Source organism: Streptomyces sp. NBC_00490 (assembly GCF_036013645.1).
GTDB classification, from domain to species: domain Bacteria; phylum Actinomycetota; class Actinomycetes; order Streptomycetales; family Streptomycetaceae; genus Streptomyces; species Streptomyces canus_F.
The window spans coordinates 2,063,320-2,082,952 of sequence record NZ_CP107869.1; the positions used below are offsets into that span (position 1 = coordinate 2,063,320).

At 70.9% G+C, this 19,633-nt stretch carries 19 protein-coding genes; 13 read left to right on the forward strand and 6 right to left on the reverse strand.

Features of this window, described 5'->3' with window-relative positions; all coding sequences use genetic code 11:
- Positions 1 to 18: 18 nt before the first annotated feature.
- Entirely contained in the window at positions 19 to 1,245 is a 1,227-nt protein-coding gene (locus OG381_RS09215) for an acyl-CoA dehydrogenase family protein (protein WP_327715639.1), read from the reverse strand.
- Between the two features lie 173 nt (positions 1,246 to 1,418).
- On the opposite strand from OG381_RS09215, the gene OG381_RS09220 reads away from it, so the two are divergent.
- Entirely contained in the window at positions 1,419 to 2,063 is a 645-nt protein-coding gene (locus OG381_RS09220) for a TetR family transcriptional regulator (protein WP_327715640.1), read from the forward strand.
- 54 nt (positions 2,064 to 2,117) lie between these two features.
- Here OG381_RS09220 and def read toward each other — a convergent pair whose 3' ends face one another.
- Positions 2,118 to 2,663, reverse strand: coding sequence for a peptide deformylase (gene def, locus OG381_RS09225; protein WP_327715641.1), 546 nt, complete (start codon positions 2,661 to 2,663; stop codon positions 2,118 to 2,120).
- Positions 2,664 to 2,766: 103 nt separating this feature from the next.
- Between def and OG381_RS09230 the strand changes: the two genes are divergently transcribed.
- The 7 genes from OG381_RS09230 to OG381_RS09260 all read left to right on the forward strand — a co-directional run bounded on the left by OG381_RS09230 (position 2,767) and on the right by OG381_RS09260 (position 10,588).
- Entirely contained in the window at positions 2,767 to 4,005 is a 1,239-nt protein-coding gene (locus OG381_RS09230) for a MurT ligase domain-containing protein (RefSeq protein ID WP_046257292.1), read from the forward strand.
- 16 nt (positions 4,006 to 4,021) lie between these two features.
- Positions 4,022 to 4,750: a type 1 glutamine amidotransferase gene (locus OG381_RS09235; RefSeq protein WP_327715642.1), complete on the forward strand. Its 729-nt coding sequence runs from the start codon at positions 4,022 to 4,024 to the stop codon at positions 4,748 to 4,750.
- A 191-nt stretch (positions 4,751 to 4,941) separates the two neighbouring features.
- Entirely contained in the window at positions 4,942 to 5,967 is a 1,026-nt protein-coding gene (locus tag OG381_RS09240; RefSeq protein ID WP_327715643.1) for a 6-phosphofructokinase, read from the forward strand.
- Between the two features lie 112 nt (positions 5,968 to 6,079).
- On the forward strand, positions 6,080 to 7,030 hold the full coding sequence (locus OG381_RS09245; protein ID WP_327715644.1) for a cytochrome c oxidase assembly protein: 951 nt from the start codon (positions 6,080 to 6,082) through the stop codon (positions 7,028 to 7,030).
- A gap of 218 nt (positions 7,031 to 7,248) precedes the next feature.
- Complete coding sequence (locus OG381_RS09250; protein WP_327722426.1) at positions 7,249 to 8,493, forward strand: PASTA domain-containing protein; 1,245 nt, start codon at positions 7,249 to 7,251, stop codon at positions 8,491 to 8,493.
- Between the two features lie 60 nt (positions 8,494 to 8,553).
- On the forward strand, positions 8,554 to 10,398 hold the full coding sequence (locus tag OG381_RS09255) for a serine/threonine-protein kinase (RefSeq protein WP_327715645.1): 1,845 nt from the start codon (positions 8,554 to 8,556) through the stop codon (positions 10,396 to 10,398).
- A 13-nt stretch (positions 10,399 to 10,411) separates the two neighbouring features.
- Positions 10,412 to 10,588, forward strand: a complete 177-nt coding sequence (locus OG381_RS09260) for a hypothetical protein (RefSeq protein WP_289926507.1) — start codon at positions 10,412 to 10,414, stop codon at positions 10,586 to 10,588.
- A 23-nt stretch (positions 10,589 to 10,611) separates the two neighbouring features.
- On the opposite strand, the gene OG381_RS09265 is transcribed toward OG381_RS09260, so the two are convergent.
- From OG381_RS09265 to OG381_RS09280, 4 genes are read right to left on the reverse strand one after another with little or no spacing between them, the layout of a single operon-like run.
- Positions 10,612 to 11,817 carry a sensor histidine kinase gene (locus tag OG381_RS09265; RefSeq protein WP_327715646.1) on the reverse strand — a complete coding sequence of 402 codons (1,206 nt, stop codon included), beginning with the start codon at positions 11,815 to 11,817 and terminating at the stop codon, positions 10,612 to 10,614.
- A gap of 34 nt (positions 11,818 to 11,851) precedes the next feature.
- Positions 11,852 to 13,564 (reverse strand): sodium/solute symporter, encoded by a 1,713-nt coding sequence (locus OG381_RS09270; protein ID WP_327715647.1) that lies wholly within the window; start codon positions 13,562 to 13,564, stop codon positions 11,852 to 11,854.
- Positions 13,561 to 13,932 (reverse strand): hypothetical protein, encoded by a 372-nt coding sequence (locus OG381_RS09275; RefSeq protein ID WP_046262946.1) that lies wholly within the window; start codon positions 13,930 to 13,932, stop codon positions 13,561 to 13,563. The genes OG381_RS09270 and OG381_RS09275 overlap by 4 nt, the downstream gene beginning before the upstream one ends.
- Entirely contained in the window at positions 13,929 to 14,693 is a 765-nt protein-coding gene (locus OG381_RS09280; RefSeq protein WP_307033762.1) for a LytR/AlgR family response regulator transcription factor, read from the reverse strand. Before OG381_RS09280 ends, OG381_RS09275 begins: the two co-directional genes overlap by 4 nt.
- A gap of 78 nt (positions 14,694 to 14,771) precedes the next feature.
- Between OG381_RS09280 and OG381_RS09285 the strand changes: the two genes are divergently transcribed.
- From OG381_RS09285 to OG381_RS09305, 5 genes are all read left to right on the forward strand, one after another.
- Positions 14,772 to 15,266 carry an Lrp/AsnC family transcriptional regulator gene (locus OG381_RS09285; protein WP_327715648.1) on the forward strand — a complete coding sequence of 165 codons (495 nt, stop codon included), beginning with the start codon at positions 14,772 to 14,774 and terminating at the stop codon, positions 15,264 to 15,266.
- Between the two features lie 145 nt (positions 15,267 to 15,411).
- Positions 15,412 to 16,236 (forward strand): dimethylargininase, encoded by an 825-nt coding sequence (gene ddaH / locus OG381_RS09290; protein ID WP_327715649.1) that lies wholly within the window; start codon positions 15,412 to 15,414, stop codon positions 16,234 to 16,236.
- Positions 16,233 to 17,456 (forward strand): ornithine--oxo-acid transaminase, encoded by a 1,224-nt coding sequence (rocD, locus tag OG381_RS09295; protein ID WP_327715650.1) that lies wholly within the window; start codon positions 16,233 to 16,235, stop codon positions 17,454 to 17,456. Before ddaH ends, rocD begins: the two co-directional genes overlap by 4 nt.
- Before the next feature lie 333 nt (positions 17,457 to 17,789).
- Positions 17,790 to 18,515, forward strand: a complete 726-nt coding sequence (locus tag OG381_RS09300) for a lysophospholipid acyltransferase family protein (protein ID WP_266895522.1) — start codon at positions 17,790 to 17,792, stop codon at positions 18,513 to 18,515.
- Between the two features lie 74 nt (positions 18,516 to 18,589).
- Positions 18,590 to 19,603 (forward strand): NAD-dependent epimerase/dehydratase family protein, encoded by a 1,014-nt coding sequence (locus OG381_RS09305; RefSeq protein ID WP_443062029.1) that lies wholly within the window; start codon positions 18,590 to 18,592, stop codon positions 19,601 to 19,603.
- Positions 19,604 to 19,633 lie beyond the last annotated feature (30 nt).

Sequence of the window (19,633 nt, forward strand, 5' to 3'; positions counted from 1 at the left end):
CCGGCGCCCCCGCCGGCGCTAGCGGATCGGCATCCCCGACAGGGTGCGGGCGATCACCAGGCGCTGGATCTCGCTCGTGCCCTCGAAGATGGTGTAGATCGCGGCGTCACGGTGCATCCGCTCCACCGGGTACTCCCGGGTGTAGCCGTTGCCGCCGAGGATCTGGATCGCCTGGGCCGTGACCTTCTTCGCCGTCTCGCTCGCGAAGAGCTTCGACATCGAGCCCTCGGCCGCGGTGAACGGCTTGCCGTTGACGGCCATCCAGGAGGCACGCCAGACCAGGAGACGGGCGGCGTCGATGGAGGTGCGCATGTCGGCGAGCTGGAAGGCGACGCCCTGGTTGTCGATGATCGGGCGGCCGAACTGCTCACGGGTCTTGGCGTAGTCGAGGGCGACCTCGTACGCGGCCCGGGCGGTGCCCACCGCCATCGCGCCGACGGCCGGACGGGAGGCCTCGAACGTGGCCATCGCCGCGTTCTTCACGCGCTCGCCGCCCGCCTTCGCGCGCTCACGGGCGCGGGCCAGACGCTCGTCCAGCTTCTCCTTGCCGCCGAGGAGGCAGGAGCCCGGGACGCGGACGTTCTCCAGCACCACCTCGGCGGTGTGGGAGGCGCGGATGCCGTGCTTCTTGAACTTCTGGCCCTGGGACAGGCCGGGCGTGTTCGGCGGGATGATGAAGGACGCGTGGCCCTTGGAGCCGAGCTCGGAGTCGATGACCGCGACGACGACGTGGACGTTGGCGATACCACCGTTGGTCGCCCAGGTCTTCGTGCCGTTGAGCACCCACTCGTCCTTGGCCTCGTCGTACACCGCACGGGTGCGCATCGAGGCCACGTCCGAGCCGGCGTCGGGCTCGGAGGAGCAGAACGCGGCGACCTTGACGTCGTTCGCGTCGCCGTACATCTGCGGGATCCAGGTACCGATCTGCTCCTCGGTGCCGTTGGCGAGGACGCCCACGGCGGCCAGCCCGGTGCCGACGATCGACAGGGCGATGCCCGCGTCGCCCCAGAACAGCTCCTCCATGGCCATCGGAATACCGAGGCCGGTGGCGTCGAAGTACTGCTGGGCGTAGAAGTCGAGTGAGTAGATACCGACCTTGGCGGCCTCCTGAATGACCGGCCAGGGAGTCTCCTCACGCTCGTCCCATTCGGCGGCCGCAGGCCGGATCACATCGGCCGCGAAGCCGTGCAACCAGTCCCGGACCTCCCTCTGTTCGTCGTTGAGCTCCATGGTGAACTCGGCCATGTCCCCTCCAGCGGCGGCGCACGTGCAATGTTACTAGCGGTAACTCGAGTCTGTTACCCGTCGGTAGGAAAAGTCAACTCCTGATGACCGCTCGGTAGCCCGTTCGATGCGTGGGGCATGGTGAGTGTTAGTTTGCGCAGGCGTCACCGAATCAGCACGGGTGGGGAGAGCTCATGGACACCACGCAGCGGACCGATCAGCAACGGTCCGCCGATCGCCGCCGGCGCGAGCTGCTGGAGGCCGCGGACAGAGTAGTCCTGCGTGACGGACCACAGGCCTCCATGAACGCGATCGCCGCGGAAGCAGGCATCACCAAGCCGATCCTCTACCGTCACTTCGGTGACAAGGGCGGACTTTACGCGGCTTTGGCCAAGAGGCATACGGACGCGTTGCTGGATTCTCTGCGGGCCGCGCTGGACGCTCCGGCGGAGCGGCGCGAGCGGGTGGAGGCCACGCTCGACACGTATCTCGCGGCGATCGAGGCGCGGCCTCAGGTGTACCGGTTCCTGATGCATCCGGCGGACGGCGGGCAGGTCGGAGAACCCGGGTTCGACGTCGGGAAGCACTCCGTGCCGCTGCTTCGGCGGATGGGCGAGGAGTTGGCCCAGGTCATCGAGGAGCGGCTGGATCTCGGGCCCGGGGGGCAGCAGTTGGCCCGGGTGTGGGGGCACGGGATCGTCGGGATGATGCACGCCGCCGGGGACTGGTGGCTGGGGGAACGGCCGTGCTCGCGGGCCGAGTTGGTGCGGAGTCTGGCCGATCTGTTGTGGGGACGGCTCGCGGCGGCTGGGGACAAGGTCGGCGGTCCGGGGTTCTGACGGTGGTGTGCCGTCCACCGGTCCGGTGGGGTCCGGTCGCGCACCTGGAGCGGGTCAGCTGCTCCGGCGCCAGGGCGCTCGGGACACCTGTCTCATCAAGCGTCGTCGGCGCCGGCCGGTCAGGTGGTCCGCGTACACCCGGCCCTCCAGGTGGTCGCACTCGTGCTGGAGGCAGCGGGCGAAGAAGCCTGTGCCGTGGACGCGCACCGGATCCCCCACCACCGTGAAGCCCTCGACCACCGCGTGGTCGTACCGTTCCGTTCCCGCTTCCAGGTCCGGCAGCGACAGGCAGCCCTCCGGACCGCGCAGCACCACACCGTCGGCCTCCACCAGCCGCGGGTTCACCACATGGCCCAGATGTCGTACGTCATCGTCGTCCGGGCAGTCGAAGACGAAGACCCGCAGGGACTCGCCCACCTGGTTCGCGGCCAGGCCGACACCCTGGGCGGCGTACATCGTGGCGAAGAGATCCTCGACCAGGGACGCCAGTTCGGGACCGAAGTCGGTGACGTCCTCGCAGGGGGAGTGCAGTACCGGATCGCCGAAGAGAGTCATCGGCCGCACGCGTCCGCGGGTGCCCGGAATCAAACCGTGTCGCATGTCGGCAAGGGTACGGATTCGGGAGTGCGAATGGATCTCGATAGGCTGACCACCACCACGTTGCCGTCAGGCGCGGCGCGTACGCAAGGAGGATCGAGAACTGATGGCAGGCAACTCGGACCCGCTCACGCCGCGGGCCAAGATCGCCGTGACCGCCGGTAAGGCGGTCGCAGCGGCATCGCGCGCCGCGGGGCGCGGCAGCGGTTCGGTGATCGGCGGCCGGGTGGCACTCAAACTCGACCCCGACCTTCTCGCCCGGCTCGCCCAGAACCTGGACGTCGTCCTGGTGTCGGCGACCAACGGGAAGACCACGACGACCCGGCTCATCGCGGAGGCCCTGCGCGCCGCCGGGCCCGTCGTCTCCAACGCGCTCGGCGCCAACATGCCGGCCGGCATCACCTCGGCCCTCGCGGGCAGCTCGGAGGCGCGCTACGGCGTCATCGAGGTCGACGAGAAGTACCTCGCCGGTGTCGCCCGCGACACCGACCCGAAGTGCATCGCCCTGCTCAACCTCTCCCGCGACCAGCTGGACCGGGCCGCCGAGACCCGCATGCTCGCCGAGAACTGGCGCGAGGGGCTGGCCGGCAGCAAGGCCGTCATCATCGCCAACGCCGACGACCCGCTCGTCGTGTGGGCGGCCTCCTCCTCCCCCAATGTGATCTGGGTCGCCGCGGGACAGATGTGGAAGGACGACGCCTGGTCCTGCCCGTCCTGCGGTGGTGTGATGCAGCGGCCCGGCGACGACTGGTTCTGCGGTGAGTGCGGCTTCCGCCGGCCCACGCCGAGCTGGGCGCTGTCCGGGGACCATGTGCTCGACCCGCACGGCTCCGCGTGGCCCATCCACCTCCAGCTCCCCGGCCGCGCCAACAAGGCCAACGCCGCCTCCTCCGCCGCCGTCGCCGCCGTCTTCGGGGTTCCCCCGCAGGTCGCCCTGGAACGCATGTACCAGGTGCAGGCCGTGGCCGGACGCTACGACGTCGTGCAGTTCCAGGAGCGGGACCTGCGCCTGCTGCTCGCGAAAAACCCCGCGGGCTGGCTCGAAACGTTCAGCCTGATCGATCCGCCGCCCACCCCGGTGATCCTCTCGGTGAACGCGCGCGGCGCCGACGGCACCGACACCTCCTGGCTGTGGGACGTCGACTACACGCGGCTCACCGGGCACCCGATCTGCGTCGTCGGCGACCGGAAGCTGGACCTCGCGGTGCGCCTGGAGGTCGCCAACCAGCACTTCCAGGTCTGCGAGAACCTCGACCAGGCCGTCCAGATGTGCCCGCCGGGCCGCATCGAGGTCATCGCGAACTACACCGCCTTCCAGGACCTGCGCCGCCGCGTCGGCAACTGACACTCAGGGGACTTTTGTGAGCGACAACCAGCTGCGGATCGTCTGGATCTATCCCGACCTGCTCAGCACGTACGGCGACCAGGGCAACGTCCTGGTCGTGGAGCGCCGGGCGCGACAGCGCGGTCTCGACGTGGCCCGTCTCGACGTACGCAGCGACCAGCCGATCCCGACCTCCGGGGACATCTATCTCATCGGCGGCGGCGAGGACCGTCCGCAGCGGCTCGCGGCCGAGCGGCTGCGCCGGGACGGCGGACTGCACCGGGCCGTGGAGAACGGCGCGATCGTCTTCTCGGTGTGCGCCGGCTACCAGATCCTCGGCCACGAGTTCATCAACGACCTCGGCCAGCGGGAGCCCGGCCTCGGGCTGCTGGACGTGGTCTCGGTGCGCGGCGAGGGCGCGCGGTGCGTCGGTGACGTGCTCGGGGACATCGACCCGCGACTCGGTCTGCCCCCGCTGACCGGCTTCGAGAACCACCAGGGCATCACCCACCTCGGACCGACGGCCCGCCCGCTCGCCCGCGTCAAGTTCGGCAACGGCAACGGCACGGGCGACGGTACGGAGGGCGCGTACAACGACACCGTCTTCGGTACGTACATGCACGGCCCGGTGCTGGCGCGCAACCCGCTCATCGCCGACCTGCTGCTGAAGCTGGCGCTCGACGTGAACGCGCTGCCGCCCACCGACGACCGGTGGTACGAGGCGCTGCGCACCGAGCGCATCGCCGCTGCCCAGCAGCCTGCCTGAGCTGCGAGTTCACCTGCGCTCCAGGCGGCTTTTACCAGCCCGTCTGACGATGGGTCCGCACACCTGAGCGGGGTCGTCCAGCAGGCGGACGGACGGTACGGCCCCGCCCCCTCCTGCCGCTAGGGTGGCGGGGATCGAGCCGGACAGCGTGGTCCGGTCCCCGGCCCACGTTGAGAAGGTTGTTTCGGGCTATGCGCATTGGTGTCCTCACGTCCGGCGGCGACTGCCCCGGCCTGAACGCCGTCATCCGGTCCGTCGTGCACCGTGCCGTCGTCGACCACGGCGACGAGGTCATCGGCTTCCGGGACGGCTGGAAGGGCCTCCTGGAGTGCGACTACGTCAAGCTCGACCTCGACGCGGTGGGCGGCATCCTGGCCCGCGGCGGCACCATCCTCGGCTCCTCCCGGGTCCAGCCCTCGCATCTGCGTGACGGGGTCGAGCGGGCCAAGGGACACGTCCAGGACCTCGGTCTCGACGCGATCATCCCGATCGGCGGCGAGGGCACGCTGAAGGCGGCCCGGCTGATGTCGGACGCCGGTCTGCCCATCGTCGGCGTGCCCAAGACCATCGACAACGACATCGCGGTCACGGACGTCACCTTCGGCTTCGACACGGCCGTGGGGGTGGCCACGGAGGCCCTGGACCGGCTCAAGACCACCGCCGAGTCGCACCAGCGGGTGCTCGTCGTCGAGGTCATGGGGCGGCACACCGGCTGGATCGCGCTGCACTCGGGCATGGCGGCCGGGGCGCACGCCATCGTCGTACCGGAACGGCCCTTCGACATCGAGGAGTTGGCCAAGCGGGTCGGCGAACGGTTCGAGGCGGGCAAGCGGTTCGCCATCGTCGTCGCCGCGGAGGGGGCCAAGCCGGCCGCCGGGTCCATGGAGTTCGACGAGGGCGCGAAGGACATCTACGGGCACGAGCGGTTCGCCGGGATCGCCCGCCAGCTCTCGATCGAGCTGGAGCAGCGGCTGGGGAAGGAAGCGCGGCCGGTCATCCTGGGGCATGTGCAGCGGGGCGGTACGCCGACCGCGTACGACCGGGTGCTCGCGACCCGTTTCGGGTGGCATGCGGTCGAGGCCGTGCACCGTGGCGAGTTCGGTCACATGACCGCTCTCCAGGGGACGGACATCGTGATGGTGCCGCTCGCGGAGGCCGTGGAGACGCTCAAGACGGTTCCCGCGGAGCGCTATGAGGAAGCCGAGTGCGTCCTCTAGGAAACCCTGTACGGAATGGAAGAATCCGCCCCCGGCCGCAGCTGCGGCCGGGGGCGGTTCTAGTCTGTGACGGACAGACTTGCACAACCCCCACGAATCAGGAGCCGGCGGTATGGATCACAGCGGGCACGGCATGACCATGGATCTGCCGCCGTTCACGCTGGGGCGGGGTCTTCAGTGGTCGGCCGACCCGTTCTTTCTCGTCGCCTGCCTCGCGGGGCTGGCGCTGTACGTGTGGGGGGTCGTCCGGCTCAGGCGGCGGGGGGACGCCTGGTCGGCGTGGCGGACCGTGTCGTACATCGCCGGTGTGCTGTCCATCGGGCTGGTGATGTGCACCAGGCTGAACGACTACGGGATGGTCATGTTCAGCGTGCACATGGTGCAGCACATGATCATCAGCATGCTCTCGCCGATCCTCATCCTGCTCGGCGCCCCGATGACCCTGGCGCTGCGCGCGCTGCCGGTCGCGGGCAGGGGGCGCAAGGGGCCGCGTGAGCTGCTCCTCGCCCTGCTGCACAGCCGGTACATGCGGATCATCACGCATCCGGCGTTCACCATCCCGCTGTTCATCGCGAGCCTGTACGCGCTGTACTTCACGCCGATCTTCGACTTCCTGATGGGCTCGAAGACGGGGCACGTCGCGATGATGGTGCACTTCCTCGCCGTGGGCGTGGTGTTCTTCTGGCCGATCATCGGTGTCGATCCCGGTCCCACCCGGCCCGGCTATCTGATGCGGATGCTGGAGCTGTTCGCGGGCATGCCGTTCCACGCGTTCTTCGGGATCGCGCTGATGATGGCGTCCGCCCCGATGGTCAAGACGTTCGAGAACCCGCCCGCCTCACTCGGTATCGACGCGCTCTCCGACCAGAACGCCGCGGGCGGTATCGCCTGGGCGTTCAGCGAGATCCCGTCCGTGCTGGTGCTGATCGCACTGCTGTTCCAGTGGTACGGCTCCGAGCAGCGGCAGGCCAAGCGCAAGGACCGGGCCGCCGACCGGGACGGGGACAAGGAACTCGAGGCGTACAACGCCTATTTGGCCTCACTCGACGCACGCAGTCGCTGACACCTCTTTCCCCTCAGTCCGCTCTTTTTCCTCAATCCGTCGGGAATGGTTTTCCGTTCGTTAGCATGAAACGCGTTGGGTAACCGCCGGGGGGAGCGGTAATGACAATTCGCGTTTTTCTGCAAAGGGCCGGGAAATCTTCGATCCGCCGGGTCGCGGTACTGCTGGTCTGTGTACTGGCGCTCAGCGGCTGCGATCGCGGAACGCCTTTGACGCTGGTGAAGGCGGTCGCCGCGAGCGTGCCCGCGCTCGATCCCTTCTTCGACGAGAACAGCGGGCTGGGGGCGGACGCGCAGGTCGCGTCGCGGCCCGTGCGGGGCAGTCTGCAACAGGGCGACACCCCCGGTCTGTACGGGGGTTCGAAGCAGCCGACCGTCTGTGACGTCGCCAAGCTCAAGCAATTCCTCACCGATCCCAGGAACGACCGGAAGGCACAGGCGTGGGCACATGCCCTCACCATCTCCACGGATCGGATACCGGATTATCTCGACCGGCTCACGCCCGTCCTGTTGCGTCACGACACTCTCGTGAAGAACCACGACTACAAAAAGGGAAAGGCTGTTCCCTACGATTCCCTGCTCCAGGCCGGAATCGCGATTCTGGTCGATGCGCAGGGCAGGCCCGCCGTGAAGTGCTCGTGCGGAAATCCGCTGCGGCCCTTCGCGGGTGACACGAACCGTATCTCGGTCAAGTTCGAGGACGGGAACCGGGAGTGGAAGGGGTACGACCGTTCCTCCGTCGTCGCGGTGCGGCCCGCGCCCCGGCCCCTGGAGAAGATCGTCCTCGTCGACGTCGAGGACACCGACCGCGGTATCAGCCGTCCGGTCGGCACCTCGGGGGCGAAGGACGCCACGTTCGACACCCAGGAGAAGCGCGCGGTACCGAACCTCGCGGGAGCGTCCTTCGGCCAGGCCCGGCGCTCGCTGACCGACAAGGGGCTCGCGGCCGGCTATGACAGCGAGGGACTGCCGCCGGACGACGCCCGGGTCACGGCGACCGATCCGCCGGCCGGGACCGAGCTGGGGTTCGGGCAGTACGTGATGCTGAGCGTGGCCGGGGACTCCGGCTCCTCGGACGGGTCCACGACCACTCCCCCGCCCACGACCACCGCGCCCCCGCAGTCGCCGCCCTCCGAGCCGTCGACTCCGGGCTCCGGTTCCGGCAGCGGCTCGCCTCCGCCGTCGTCCGGCCCGCCGCCCGGCACCGCGCCCCCGCCGTCGAGCGGCAGCCCGTCGCCACCCCCGTCGACCAGCCCACCGGCGACGACCGCGCCCCCGGCCGTGACCACGCCGCCTCCGGTGACGACCAGCACATCAGCGCCTCCCCCGGTGATCACGAGTGCGCCGGCGGAGACGACGAGCAGCGCTCCCCCGCCGCCGAAGACCACCAGCGCCCCGGCCACGAGCGAGCCGCCCACCAGTGAGCCCGCCTCCGGGCAACCCACGCAGAGCGCCACCGTCTGAGCGGGGCCGACCAAGTCCGGTGCGGCTGCGCCGCGCCCCGCAGACCCCGGGAGTCACCGGATGCCTTCAGGACCACCGACGTCGGGAGTGGGCCGGGTCATCGCCGGCCGCTATCTGCTGCTGAACCAGCTCGGCAGCGGCGGCATGGGCCATGTCTGGCTCGCCCACGACCAGAGACTCGCCTGCGAGGTCGCGCTGAAGGAGATCGTCTTCCGGGACGAGGCGGAAGCCGGCCACGACCGGGAGGCCCGGGTGGCGCGGGCCCGCGCGGAGGCCCGGTACGCGGCGGGGCTGCGCGGCCATCCGCACGTGGTCACCGTGCACGACGTGCTGGAGCACGAGGGGCTGCCGTGGATCGTCATGGAGTACGTGGCGGGCGCGGTGGACCTGCGCGACCTGGTCGCCCGGCGTGGCCCGCTGCAGCCCGCTGAGGGCGCCCGTGTCGGCCTGGCCGTGCTGGACGCGCTGACCGCCGGGCACCAGCGGGGCGTCATGCACCGGGACGTGAAACCGGCGAACATCCTGCTCGCGCCGGACCGCTCCGGGTCGCCGTACGGCCGTGTCCTGCTCGCCGACTACGGCATCTCCGTGCAGCCGGACGCCGGCGAGACGCGGTACACGCTGACGTCGGTGCTCGTGGGCACGGCGGGCTATCTGGCGCCGGAGCGGGCCACGGGCGGGCCGCCCACCCCGGCGGCGGACCTGTTCTCGCTGGGCTGCACGCTGTACCACGCCGTGGAGGGCCGCGGTCCGTTCGACCGCGAGTCGCACTTCGCGGAGATCACCGCGGTGGTCATGGACGAGCCGCGGCCACCCCGGCGGGCCGGCGCCCTGGGCCCCGTGCTCGAGGCGATGCTGGTCAAGGACCCGGGACGACGGATCACCGCGGCCGAGGCGGAGGCGGCGCTGTCGCAGCTCGTCGCGTCGCAGGCGGAGGCCTACGCCCGGACCCGGACCGACCTCGGATCGCAGCCTCCCTGGGCCCGGCCGATGCCGCCCCCGCCCGCACCGGCGCCGTCGCCGCCGGCCGCCCCGGAGGGCTTCGGGCCTCTGGTCACCTCGGGCGGCAGCAGGCGGCGTACCCGCCCCCGGGCCCTGCACTCCGCCCTCGCCGGTCTGCTGGGGCTGGCCATCGCCGGGGGCGGGGTCTGGTATGCCGTGGCCCAGCAGCCGCCCGACGGGAAGGAGGGCGGGACCGCACAGCCGTACGGCACCCGGATCGGGCTCTCCCGGCCTCTCAAGGACGGCGACTGCGTGCTCGCCGACTGGGGGGACACCGGCGCCTTCAAGGGCACTCCGCGGCTGCGCCTGGAGACCGGCTGCGGCACTGGGTCCGACGGGCAGGTGCTGGCCTTCGTCGGGGCCGCGTCCGCCGCCGAGGCCCGGGAGCGGGGCCCGGCGGCCTGCGAGGAGCGCACCGAGGAGCTCCGCGGGAGGCTGGCGGACGTCCGGAGCCTCGCCGTCGTGCCGAGCGAGGCGGGTTTCGTGGCCGCCGGGAAGCGGACCGCCTGTCTGGTGCTGGGCGCGCACGGGCCGGTGTACGGGCCGCTCGGCGATCACCGCGAGCCCGGCTCCGCGTTCTCCGACGTGTCGAACATGCAGAAACGGGACTGTCTGGACGTGCGGTCCAACCGGTCCGCCCGGCTGGTGTCCTGTGCGGGGGCGCACGACGAGGAAGTGCTCGGGTTCACCCGGTTGGGTGCCGACGTCACGCTCGATGAGGCGCGCACCGAGTCGGACGTGGCGTGCGGGCGGGAGGTGCCGCCACGGGACTACGGCTTCGACCCGTCGGTGTTCACGGCGGGCTCCTGGACGAGCGAAGGTCCCTGGAAGGCGGGCACACATTTCGTCGTCTGCACCGTCAGGAAGCAGAACGGGGGCACCATGGAGTCAGACCGATCCTGAGGAGGGTGTTGCGATGCCCGGTAGCGGTTCCACGGATGGCTCGACCAGAACGATGGGGGTGCTCACCGTCGGCGGTCTCGTCGTGGTGACGGCCTACACGGTGGCGCTCGGCAGCAACGGCTGGCTGTGGTTCGGCTGGGTCGTGCTGGGCCTGATTACCCTCGGGATGGTCGTCACGCGCAGCACCTGAGGCCCACGCACGGCGCCTGAGGCCTATTCGCGGCTCAGGCGCCCGGCGGAGTGCACCCCCGGCTGGTACTTCGGCAGCCGGGCGGTGATCTTCATTCCCGCCCCTATGGCGGTCTCGATGACGAGGCCGTGGTCGTCGCCGTAGACCTGGCGGAGCCGGTCGTCGACGTTGGACAGTCCGATGCCTCCCGAGGGGCTGACCTCTCCGGAGAGGATGCGGCGCAGCACGGCGGGGTCCATTCCCGTGCCGTCGTCCTCGATGACGACGAGCGCCTCGGCTCCGGCGTCCTGCGCGGTGATGCTGATGTGCGCCTTGTCTGCCTTTCCTTCCAGGCCGTGCTTGACGGCGTTCTCGACGAGCGGTTGCAGGCAGAGGAAGGGCAGGGCGACCGGCAGCACCTCGGGGGCGATCTGGAGGGTGACGGAGAGGCGGTCGCCGAAGCGGGCCCGTACCAGCGCCAAGTAGTGGTCGATGGCGTGGAGTTCGTCGGCGAGGGTGGTGAAGTCGCCGTGCCTGCGGAACGAGTAGCGGGTGAAGTCGGCGAACTCCAGGAGCAGTTCGCGGGCGCGCTCGGGGTCGGTGCGGACGAAACTCGCGATCACGGCGAGCGAGTTGAAGATGAAGTGCGGGGATATCTGGGCGCGCAGGGCCTTGATCTCGGCTTCGATGAGGCGGGTGCGGGACTGGTCGAGGTCGGCGAGTTCGAGCTGGACGGAGATCCAGCGGGCGACTTCCCCGGCGGCCCGGACGAGGACGGCGGACTCGTGGGGCCCGAAGGCGACGAGGGTGCCGTGGATCCGGTCGTCGACGGTGAGTGGTGCCACGACGGCCCAGCGGACCGTGCAGTCGAGGTGGTCGCAGGTCAGCGGGAAGGCCTCGCCGCGGCCGGTCTCCAGGGGTCCGGCGAGCCGCGCCATGATCTCGGCGCGGTGGTGGCCGCCGATGCCGTCCCAGACCAGTACCGCCTTCTGGTCGGTCAGGCACAGGGCGTCCGTGCCGAGGAGGGTGCGCAGCCGGCGGGCCGACTTGCCGGCGGTCTCCTCGGTGAGGCCCGCCCTGAGCGGGGGCGCGGCGAGGGAGGCGGTGTGCAGGGTCTCGAAGGTGGCGTGCTCGACGGGGGTGCCGAGGCCGCGCAGGCTCTCGGGGCGCGCGGTGCGGCGGCCCAGCCAAAAGCCGGCGGCGAGCAGGGGGAGGATCGCGACGCAGAGACCGGCGAGGAAACCGCTCATACGGCCGCCCCGATCAGGCTCTTCGGGGATGTCCTCATGCCTTCACCTCCGCCCGCAGCTCCTCCGGCAGATGGAAACGCGCCAGGATCGCCGCCGTTCCGGCCGGGACCCGGCCCGGGGTGGCCAGGGACACCAGGACCATGGTGAGGAAGGCCAGCGGTACCGACCAGAGGGCGGGCCAGGCCAGCATGGCGTGCAGAGCTCCGGTGCCGGGCAGGCCGGCCATCGTCGCGGCCACGGCGACCAGGGCGGAGCCGCCGCCCACCAGCATCCCGGCGGCCGCGCCCGGCGGGGTCAGGCGGCGCCACCAGATGCCGAGGACGAGCAGCGGGCAGAAGGAGGAGGCCGAGACCGCGAAGGCGAGCCCGACCGCGTCGGCGACCGGCAGGCCGCCGACCAGGACGCTCGCCGCCAGCGGTACGGCCATGGCGAGGACCGTGCCGAGTCTGAAGTGCCGTACGCCGCGGGAGGGGAGGACGTCCTGGGTGAGCACGCCGGCCACCGCCATGGTCAGCCCCGAGGCGGTCGACAGGAACGCCGCGAAGGCTCCCCCGGCGACCAGTGCGCCGAGGAGGTCGCCGCCGAGGCCGCCGATCATCCGGTCGGGCAGCAGCAGGACGGCGGCGTCCGCGTTCGAGGTGAGGGTGAGTTCGGGGGCGTACAGACGGCCGAGGGCGCCGTAGACCGGTGGCAGGAGGTAGAAGGCGCCGATCAGGCCGAGGACCGCGACGGTGGTGCGGCGGGCGGCGACGCCGTGCGGGCTGGTGTAGAAGCGGACCACCACGTGCGGCAGACCCATGGTGCCGAGGAAGGTCGCGAGGATCAGTCCGTACGTGGCGTACAGCGGGCGTTCGCCGCGGGTCTCGGCCTGGGAGGGCGACAGGCCGGCTCCGCGGTTGCGGTCGGCCTCGGGGACGGGGGCGCCCTGGGCGAAGGTCAGCCGGGTGCCGGCGTCGATGTGGTGGGTGCCGGCGGGGAGGCGGAGTTCGGTGTCCTCGTGGGTGCGGCCGTCGACGGTGCCGTCGACCGTGACGGTCAGCGGGCGGTCGAGTTGCAGGTCGAGGCTGTCGTCGACGCGGACGACCCGCTGTTCGCGGAAGGTGGCCGGTTCCTCGAAGGCGTGGGTGGGGGCGCCGTCGCTCTGCCAGGCGAGGACGAGGAAGAGGGCGGGGACGAGCAGCGCGGTGAGCTTGAGCCAGTACTGGAAGGCCTGCACGAAGGTGATGCTGCGCATGCCGCCCGCGGCGACGGTCGCGACCACGACGACGGCGACGATCACTCCGCCGAGTCCGTCGGGCGCTCCGGTCAGGACCGTCAGCGTGAGCCCGGCGCCTTGGAGTTGGGGCAGCAGATACAGCCAGCCGACGCCGACGACGAAGGCTCCGGCGAGTCGTCGTACCGCCTGGGAGGCGAGCCGGGCCTCGGCGAAGTCGGGCAGGGTGTAGGCGCCGGAGCGGCGCAGCGGGGCGGCGACGAAGATCAGCAGGACGAGGTAGCCGGCGGTGTAGCCGACCGGGTACCAGAGCATGTCGGGGCCCTGGACCAGGACCAGGCCCGCGATGCCGAGGAAGGACGCGGCGGAGAGGTACTCACCGCTGATGGCGGCCGCGTTGAGCCGGGGGCCGACGGTGCGCGAGGCGACGTAGAAGTCGGACGTGGTGCGGGAGATGCGCAGGCCGAAGGCGCCGACGAGGACGGTGGCGACCACCACGAGGGCGACGGCCGGGACGGCGTAGCTGGAGTTCATCGGTCTTCTACGAGGCGTACGAAGTCGCGTTCGTTGCGCTCCGCCCGCCGCACGTACCAGCGGGCGAGGAGCACGAGCGGGACGTACAGGCCGAAGCCGAGGACCGCCCATTCCACGCGGCGGGCGTCCGGCATCGCGGCGAAGAGCAGCGGGAGCGGGCCGACGAGCAGGCCGAGGACGGCGAACACGGTGAGGGCGGCGCGCAGTTGGGTGCGCATGAGGGAGCGGACGTAGGTGTGGCCGAGGGTGGTCTGCTCGTCGATCTCGGTGCGGGGGCGGTTGTAGCCGGGGACGCGGCGGGTCTGCCGGGGCGGGCCGGTGACGACGACCCGGCGTTCGGCGGGGTTCTGGTTCTGGGGCACCGTCACGGCCTCCTCATCAGCAGGTCCCGCAGTTCGCGGGTGTGGCGGCGGCTGACCTGGAGTTCCTCGGAGCCGACCAGGACGCTGACGGTGCCGGCGTCGAGGCGCAGTTCGCCGACGTGGCGCAGGGCGACCAGGTGGCGGCGGTGGATACGGACGAACCCCCGGGAGCGCCAGCGCTCCTCCAGGGTGGACAGGGGGATGCGGACGAGGTGGCTGCCCTTGGTCGTGTGCAGCCGGGCGTAGTCGCCCTGGGCCTCGACGTGGGTGATGTCCTCGACGCTGACGAAACGGGTCACGCCCCCCAGCTCCACGGGTATGTGGTCGGGGTCGGGTTCGCTGACGGGGATGCGCGGGGTGGTGCCGCGGATCTCGGCCGAGCGCAGTTCGACGACGCGACGGACGGCCTCCGCGAGGCGTTCCTTGCGGACGGGCTTGAGGACGTAGTCCACCGCCTTGAGGTCGAAGGCCTGCACGGCGAAGTCCTCGTGGGCGGTGACGAAGACGACCAGCGGCGGCCGGGCGAACCCGGTGAGCAGCCGGGCCAGGTCGAGGCCGTCGAGGCCGGGCATGTTGATGTCGAGGAAGACGACGTCGATCGCCTCGGGGCCCAGGGGCCCGGACTCCAGGGCCCGGTTGATGCGGCGCAGCGCCTCGGTCGCGTCGCCCGCGCCCTCCGCGGTGCCGATCCGGGGGTCGGCGTTCAGGAGGTAGAGCAGTTCCTCCAGCGAGGGGCGTTCGTCGTCGACAGCCAGGGCGCGCAACATGAACCCGGAGTGTAGGAGGAATTCGTACGTCTGCACACGTGCCGAGGGATGGGCGTTCCCGCTGGATACAGTGCCGACATGCACAGCGCGCCCGCACCGTTCGACGAGCTCGACCGGAAGATCATCACCGCTCTGATGGCGAACGCCAGGACGAGCTTCGCCGAGATCGGCTCGGCCGTGGGGCTGTCCTCCACGGCGGTCAAGCGGCGCGTGGACCGGTTGCGCGAGACCGGCGTGATCACCGGCTTCACGGCCACGGTGCAGCCGTCGGCGCTGGGCTGGCGCACGGAGGCGTACGTGGAGGTGTACTGCGAGGGTGCGGCGCCGCCGCGGCGGCTCGCGGAGGTGGTGCGCAACCATCCGGAGATCACCGCGGCGATGACCGTGACGGGCGGTGCGGACGCGCTGCTGCATGTGCGGGCGCGGGACGTGGAGCACTTCGAGGAGGTGCTGGAGCGGATCCGGATCGAGCCGTTCATCCGCAAGACGATCAGTGTGATGGTGCTGTCCCACCTGATCCCGGAGAGCCCGGAGGCGGGGGCGAGCCAGCCCGCACCAGCCGAAACCTCCTAGCGCGCACCAGAGCTGCGTTGAACCGGAGAAAGACGCAGCGTTCCTGCGCAGACACGCAATTCTTGTTGCTTGTCGGGCGTGACCGCCACTTCTTACCGTGGTGTCAACCCTCAGTAGACACCGCAGGAAGCGGAGGAACCCCTCTGTGTCCGACTCCCGTGTGCCGCGCCGACGGCGTTTCCTCGTCTGCGAACCCAGACACTTCGCCGTGCAGTACGCGATCAATCCCTGGATGCATCCCGACACCCACGTCGACGTGGACCTGGCCCAGGAGCAGTGGCAGGCGCTGATCGGCGCCTACCGCTCGCACGGCCACGCCGTCGACGCCCTGGACCCCGTCCCCGGTCTCCCCGACATGGTCTTCGCTGCGAACTCTGCGGTCGTCGTCGGCGGCCGTGTCTTCGGCTCGCTGTTCCACGCGCCCCAGCGGCGCCCCGAGTCCACGCACTACGACCTGTGGTTCAAGACGGCGGGCTACGAGGTCCACCGTCCGGCGTCGGTCTGCGAGGGCGAGGGCGATCTCGTCTGGACGGGCCGGTACGTCCTGGCCGGCACCGGCTTCCGGACGACCCGGGAGGCCCACCGCGAGGTGCAGGAGTTCTTCGGCCACCCGGTGATCAGCCTGACGCTGGTGGACCCGCACTTCTACCACCTGGACACCGCGCTGTTCGTCCTGGACGACTCCGAGGGCGAGAACAACATCGTCTACTACCCGGAGGCGTTCTCCCCGGGCAGCCGCGAGGTACTCGCCCGGCTGTACCCCCACGCGGTGCTCGCGACCCGCGACGACGCCATGGCGTTCGGACTGAACTCGGTGTCCGACGGCCGCCATGTCTTCATCGCACCGCAGGCCGAGGCGCTGGCCGCGCGCCTCGACGAGCACGGCTATGTCCCCGTCCCCGTCGACCTCTCCGAGTTCCACAAGGCCGGCGGCGGCATCAAGTGCTGCACCCAGGAGATCCGCTCATGACCGCTGCCGTACACACGCGCTCCTCCGCCGATCTGATCAGCGCCGAGGAACCGGTGCTGGCGCACAACTACCACCCCCTGCCCGTGGTCGTCGCCCGCGCCGAGGGCACCTGGGTGGAGGACGTCGAGGGCCGCCGCTACCTGGACATGCTGGCCGGTTACTCGGCCCTCAACTTCGGCCACCGCCACCCGGCGCTGATCGAGGCGGCCCACCGCCAGCTGGAGCGGCTGACCCTCACCTCACGGGCCTTCCACAACGACAAGCTGGCCGAGTTCGCCCAGCGCCTGGCCCGGCTGACGGGTCTCGACATGGTGCTGCCGATGAACACCGGCGCCGAAGCGGTCGAGAGCGGCATCAAGGTGGCCCGCAAGTGGGCGTACGACGTGAAGGGGGTGCCCGCGGACCGGGCGACGATCGTGGTGGCCGCGGAGAACTTCCACGGCCGTACGACGACGATCGTGTCGTTCTCCACCGACGAGACGGCCCGCGCCGGCTTCGGCCCCTTCACCCCCGGTTTCCGGATCGTGCCGTACAACGACCTGGCGGCCCTGGAGGCGGCGGTCGACGACACGACGGCGGCGGTGCTCCTGGAGCCCATCCAGGGCGAGGCGGGGGTCGTGATCCCGGACGAGGGCTACCTCACCGGCGTCCGCGAACTGACCCGCCGCAAGGGCTGTCTCTTCATCGCGGACGAGATCCAGTCCGGTCTCGGCCGCACGGGCCGCACGCTGGCCGTCGAGCACGAGCCGGTCGTCCCGGACATGCTGCTCCTCGGCAAGGCGCTCGGCGGCGGCATCGTCCCGGTGTCCGCGGTGGTGGCCCGCCGGGAGGTGCTGGGCGTGCTGCGACCGGGCGAGCACGGCTCCACGTTCGGCGGCAATCCTCTCGCGGCCGCGGTCGGCACGGCCGTGGTCGATCTCCTGGAGACGGGCGAATTCCAGCGCCGGGCGACCGAGTTGGGCGTGGTGCTGCGGGACGGCCTGTCGGAGCTGGTCGGCAAGGGCGTCCTCGGCTTCCGTGCCCGCGGGCTGTGGGCGGGCGTCGACATCGACCCGGTGTTCGGGACCGGCCGGGAGATCAGTGAACGGCTGATGCGGGAAGGCGTGTTGGTGAAGGACACCCACGGCTCGACGATCCGGCTGGCGCCGCCGCTGACGATCACGGGGGACGAACTCTCCGGTGCGCTCGGGGCGTTGGAGAAGGTGCTGACGCGGGGCTGAGCACCCGGCGAGGGGCAGGCTCCCCGCGACCGTTCCCGGACGGTCACGGGGAGCCTGCCCCGTCCTTGTCCCCGGTCGAAGCGCACGCCCCTCCTCGCGCCGGGACGCAAGACCTCCCTCTCCGCCACCCATGCTCGCGAATCCGTCATGCTGAGCGATCTCATTGCCGCCTACCCGCCAGTAGCACCAGGCTGATCCCGCGGTCGCCTCCCCCCGCCCGCGACCCAGTTCCGCGCGCCCCCGCATGCACATACACTGGCACCCCCACGACACGCCGGTTGACCTGCTGGAACGCGGCGGTTGAGCCGATTTGCCGGAGTGAGGAGCGTCCAGTTGTTCTACTACCTGCTCAAATACGTGTTGTTGGGACCCCTGCTGAGACTGGTTTTCCGGCCTCGGATCGAGGGGCTCGAGCACGTGCCGGCGAGCGGGGCGGCCATCGTCGCCGGTAATCACCTGTCCTTCGCGGACCACTTCCTGATGCCGGCGATCCTCAAGCGCCGCATCACCTTCCTCGCGAAGAAGGAGTACTTCACGGGCCCGGGTGTGAAGGGCCGGCTCACCGCGTTCTTCTTCCGCAGCGCCGGGCAGATCCCCGTCGACCGCACCGGCAAGGAGGCCGGCCAGGCCGCCATCCGTGAGGGGCTCGGGGTGCTGGCCAAGGACGAGCTGCTCGGGATCTACCCGGAGGGCACGCGGTCGCACGACGGCCGGCTCTACAAGGGCAAGGTCGGTGTCGCGGTGATGGCGCTGAAGGCCGGGGTGCCCGTCATCCCCTGCGCGATGATCGGCACCTTCGAGGCCCAGCCGCCCGGCAAGGTCATCCCCAACATCCACCCCGTGACCATCCGCTTCGGCGAACCCCTCGACTTCTCCCGCTACGAAGGCATGGAGAACGAGAAGGCGATCCTGCGCGCCATCACGGACGAGATCATCTACGCCATCCTCAACCTCTCCGGGCAGGAGTACGTCGACGAGTACGCGGCCGTCGCGAAGGCCGCGGAAGCCGCGGAGCGCTCCGAGAAGGAACGCCGGTTCCCGCGGATCCCCCTGCGCTGACCTCTGCTGTCGGCAGAAGGCCCTGGAACGCCCTGAGCCGGCCGCCGTACTGTCGCCGTATGACGCGACGTGCTGTGGTGATCGGGGCGACCGGGCAGATCGGCCGGGTGGCGGTGGGTGCGCTGGCCCGCGACGGGTGGGAGGTGACCGCCCTCTCCAGGGGCGGCGGGCGGGACGAGGACTGGCCCGGGGAGGTACGGGTCGCCCACGCCGATCGCGAGGACGACACCGCCCTCGCCGCCGCGGTGGGTGACGGGTGCGAGGTGCTGGTCGACATGGTGGCCTACGGGGCCGCGCACGCACGGCAGTTGACCGGCTTCGCCGATCGCGTCGGGTCCGCCGTCGTCATCTCCAGCGTCTCGGTGTACGAGGACGACAAGGGCCGTAACTTCGACACCCAGGACGAGCCGGACGGCTTTCCCGAGTACCCGGTGGGGATCACCGAGGACCAGCGGACCGTTCAGCCGGGAGAGCGGTCGTACAGCACCCGCAAGGCCGCGCTGGAGCGCGAACTGCTGGGCGCCGGAGCGCGGTTGCCCACCACACTGCTGCGGGCCGGTGCCATCCACGGGCCGCACTGCCGGACACCCCGCGAGCTCTGGTTCGTCAAGCGGAACCTGGACGGGAGGACCCGGCGCGTCCTCGCCTACGGCGGCAGGAGCCGATTCCACCCGGCGAGCGTCCACAACATCGCGGAACTGATCCGGCTGGCCGCCGCACGGCCGGGCACCCGCGCCCTCAACGCCGTCGACCCCGACGCGCCGACGGTGGCGGAGATCGCCCGGGCCATCGACGCCGTGATGGGGGTGGAACGGGAGGACGTGCTCGTGGACGGGCCGCCTCCGGCCGACACGGTCGGGGGCACCCCGTGGTCGACGCCGGTACCGATCGTCTGCGACATGGGCGCCGCCGAGCGGGAGTTGGGCTACCGGGCGGTGGTCCGGTACGCCGAGACACTGCCCGAGACCGTCGCCTGGATCGAGCGGCAACTGGCCGGGCGGGACTGGCGGGAGGCCTATCCGAAGATGGCCCAGTCGTACGGCGAACTCTTCGACTACGCGGCGGAGGACGCCTGGTTCACGGCATGAAAGAGGGGCGGCCCGACCGGGGCCGCCCCT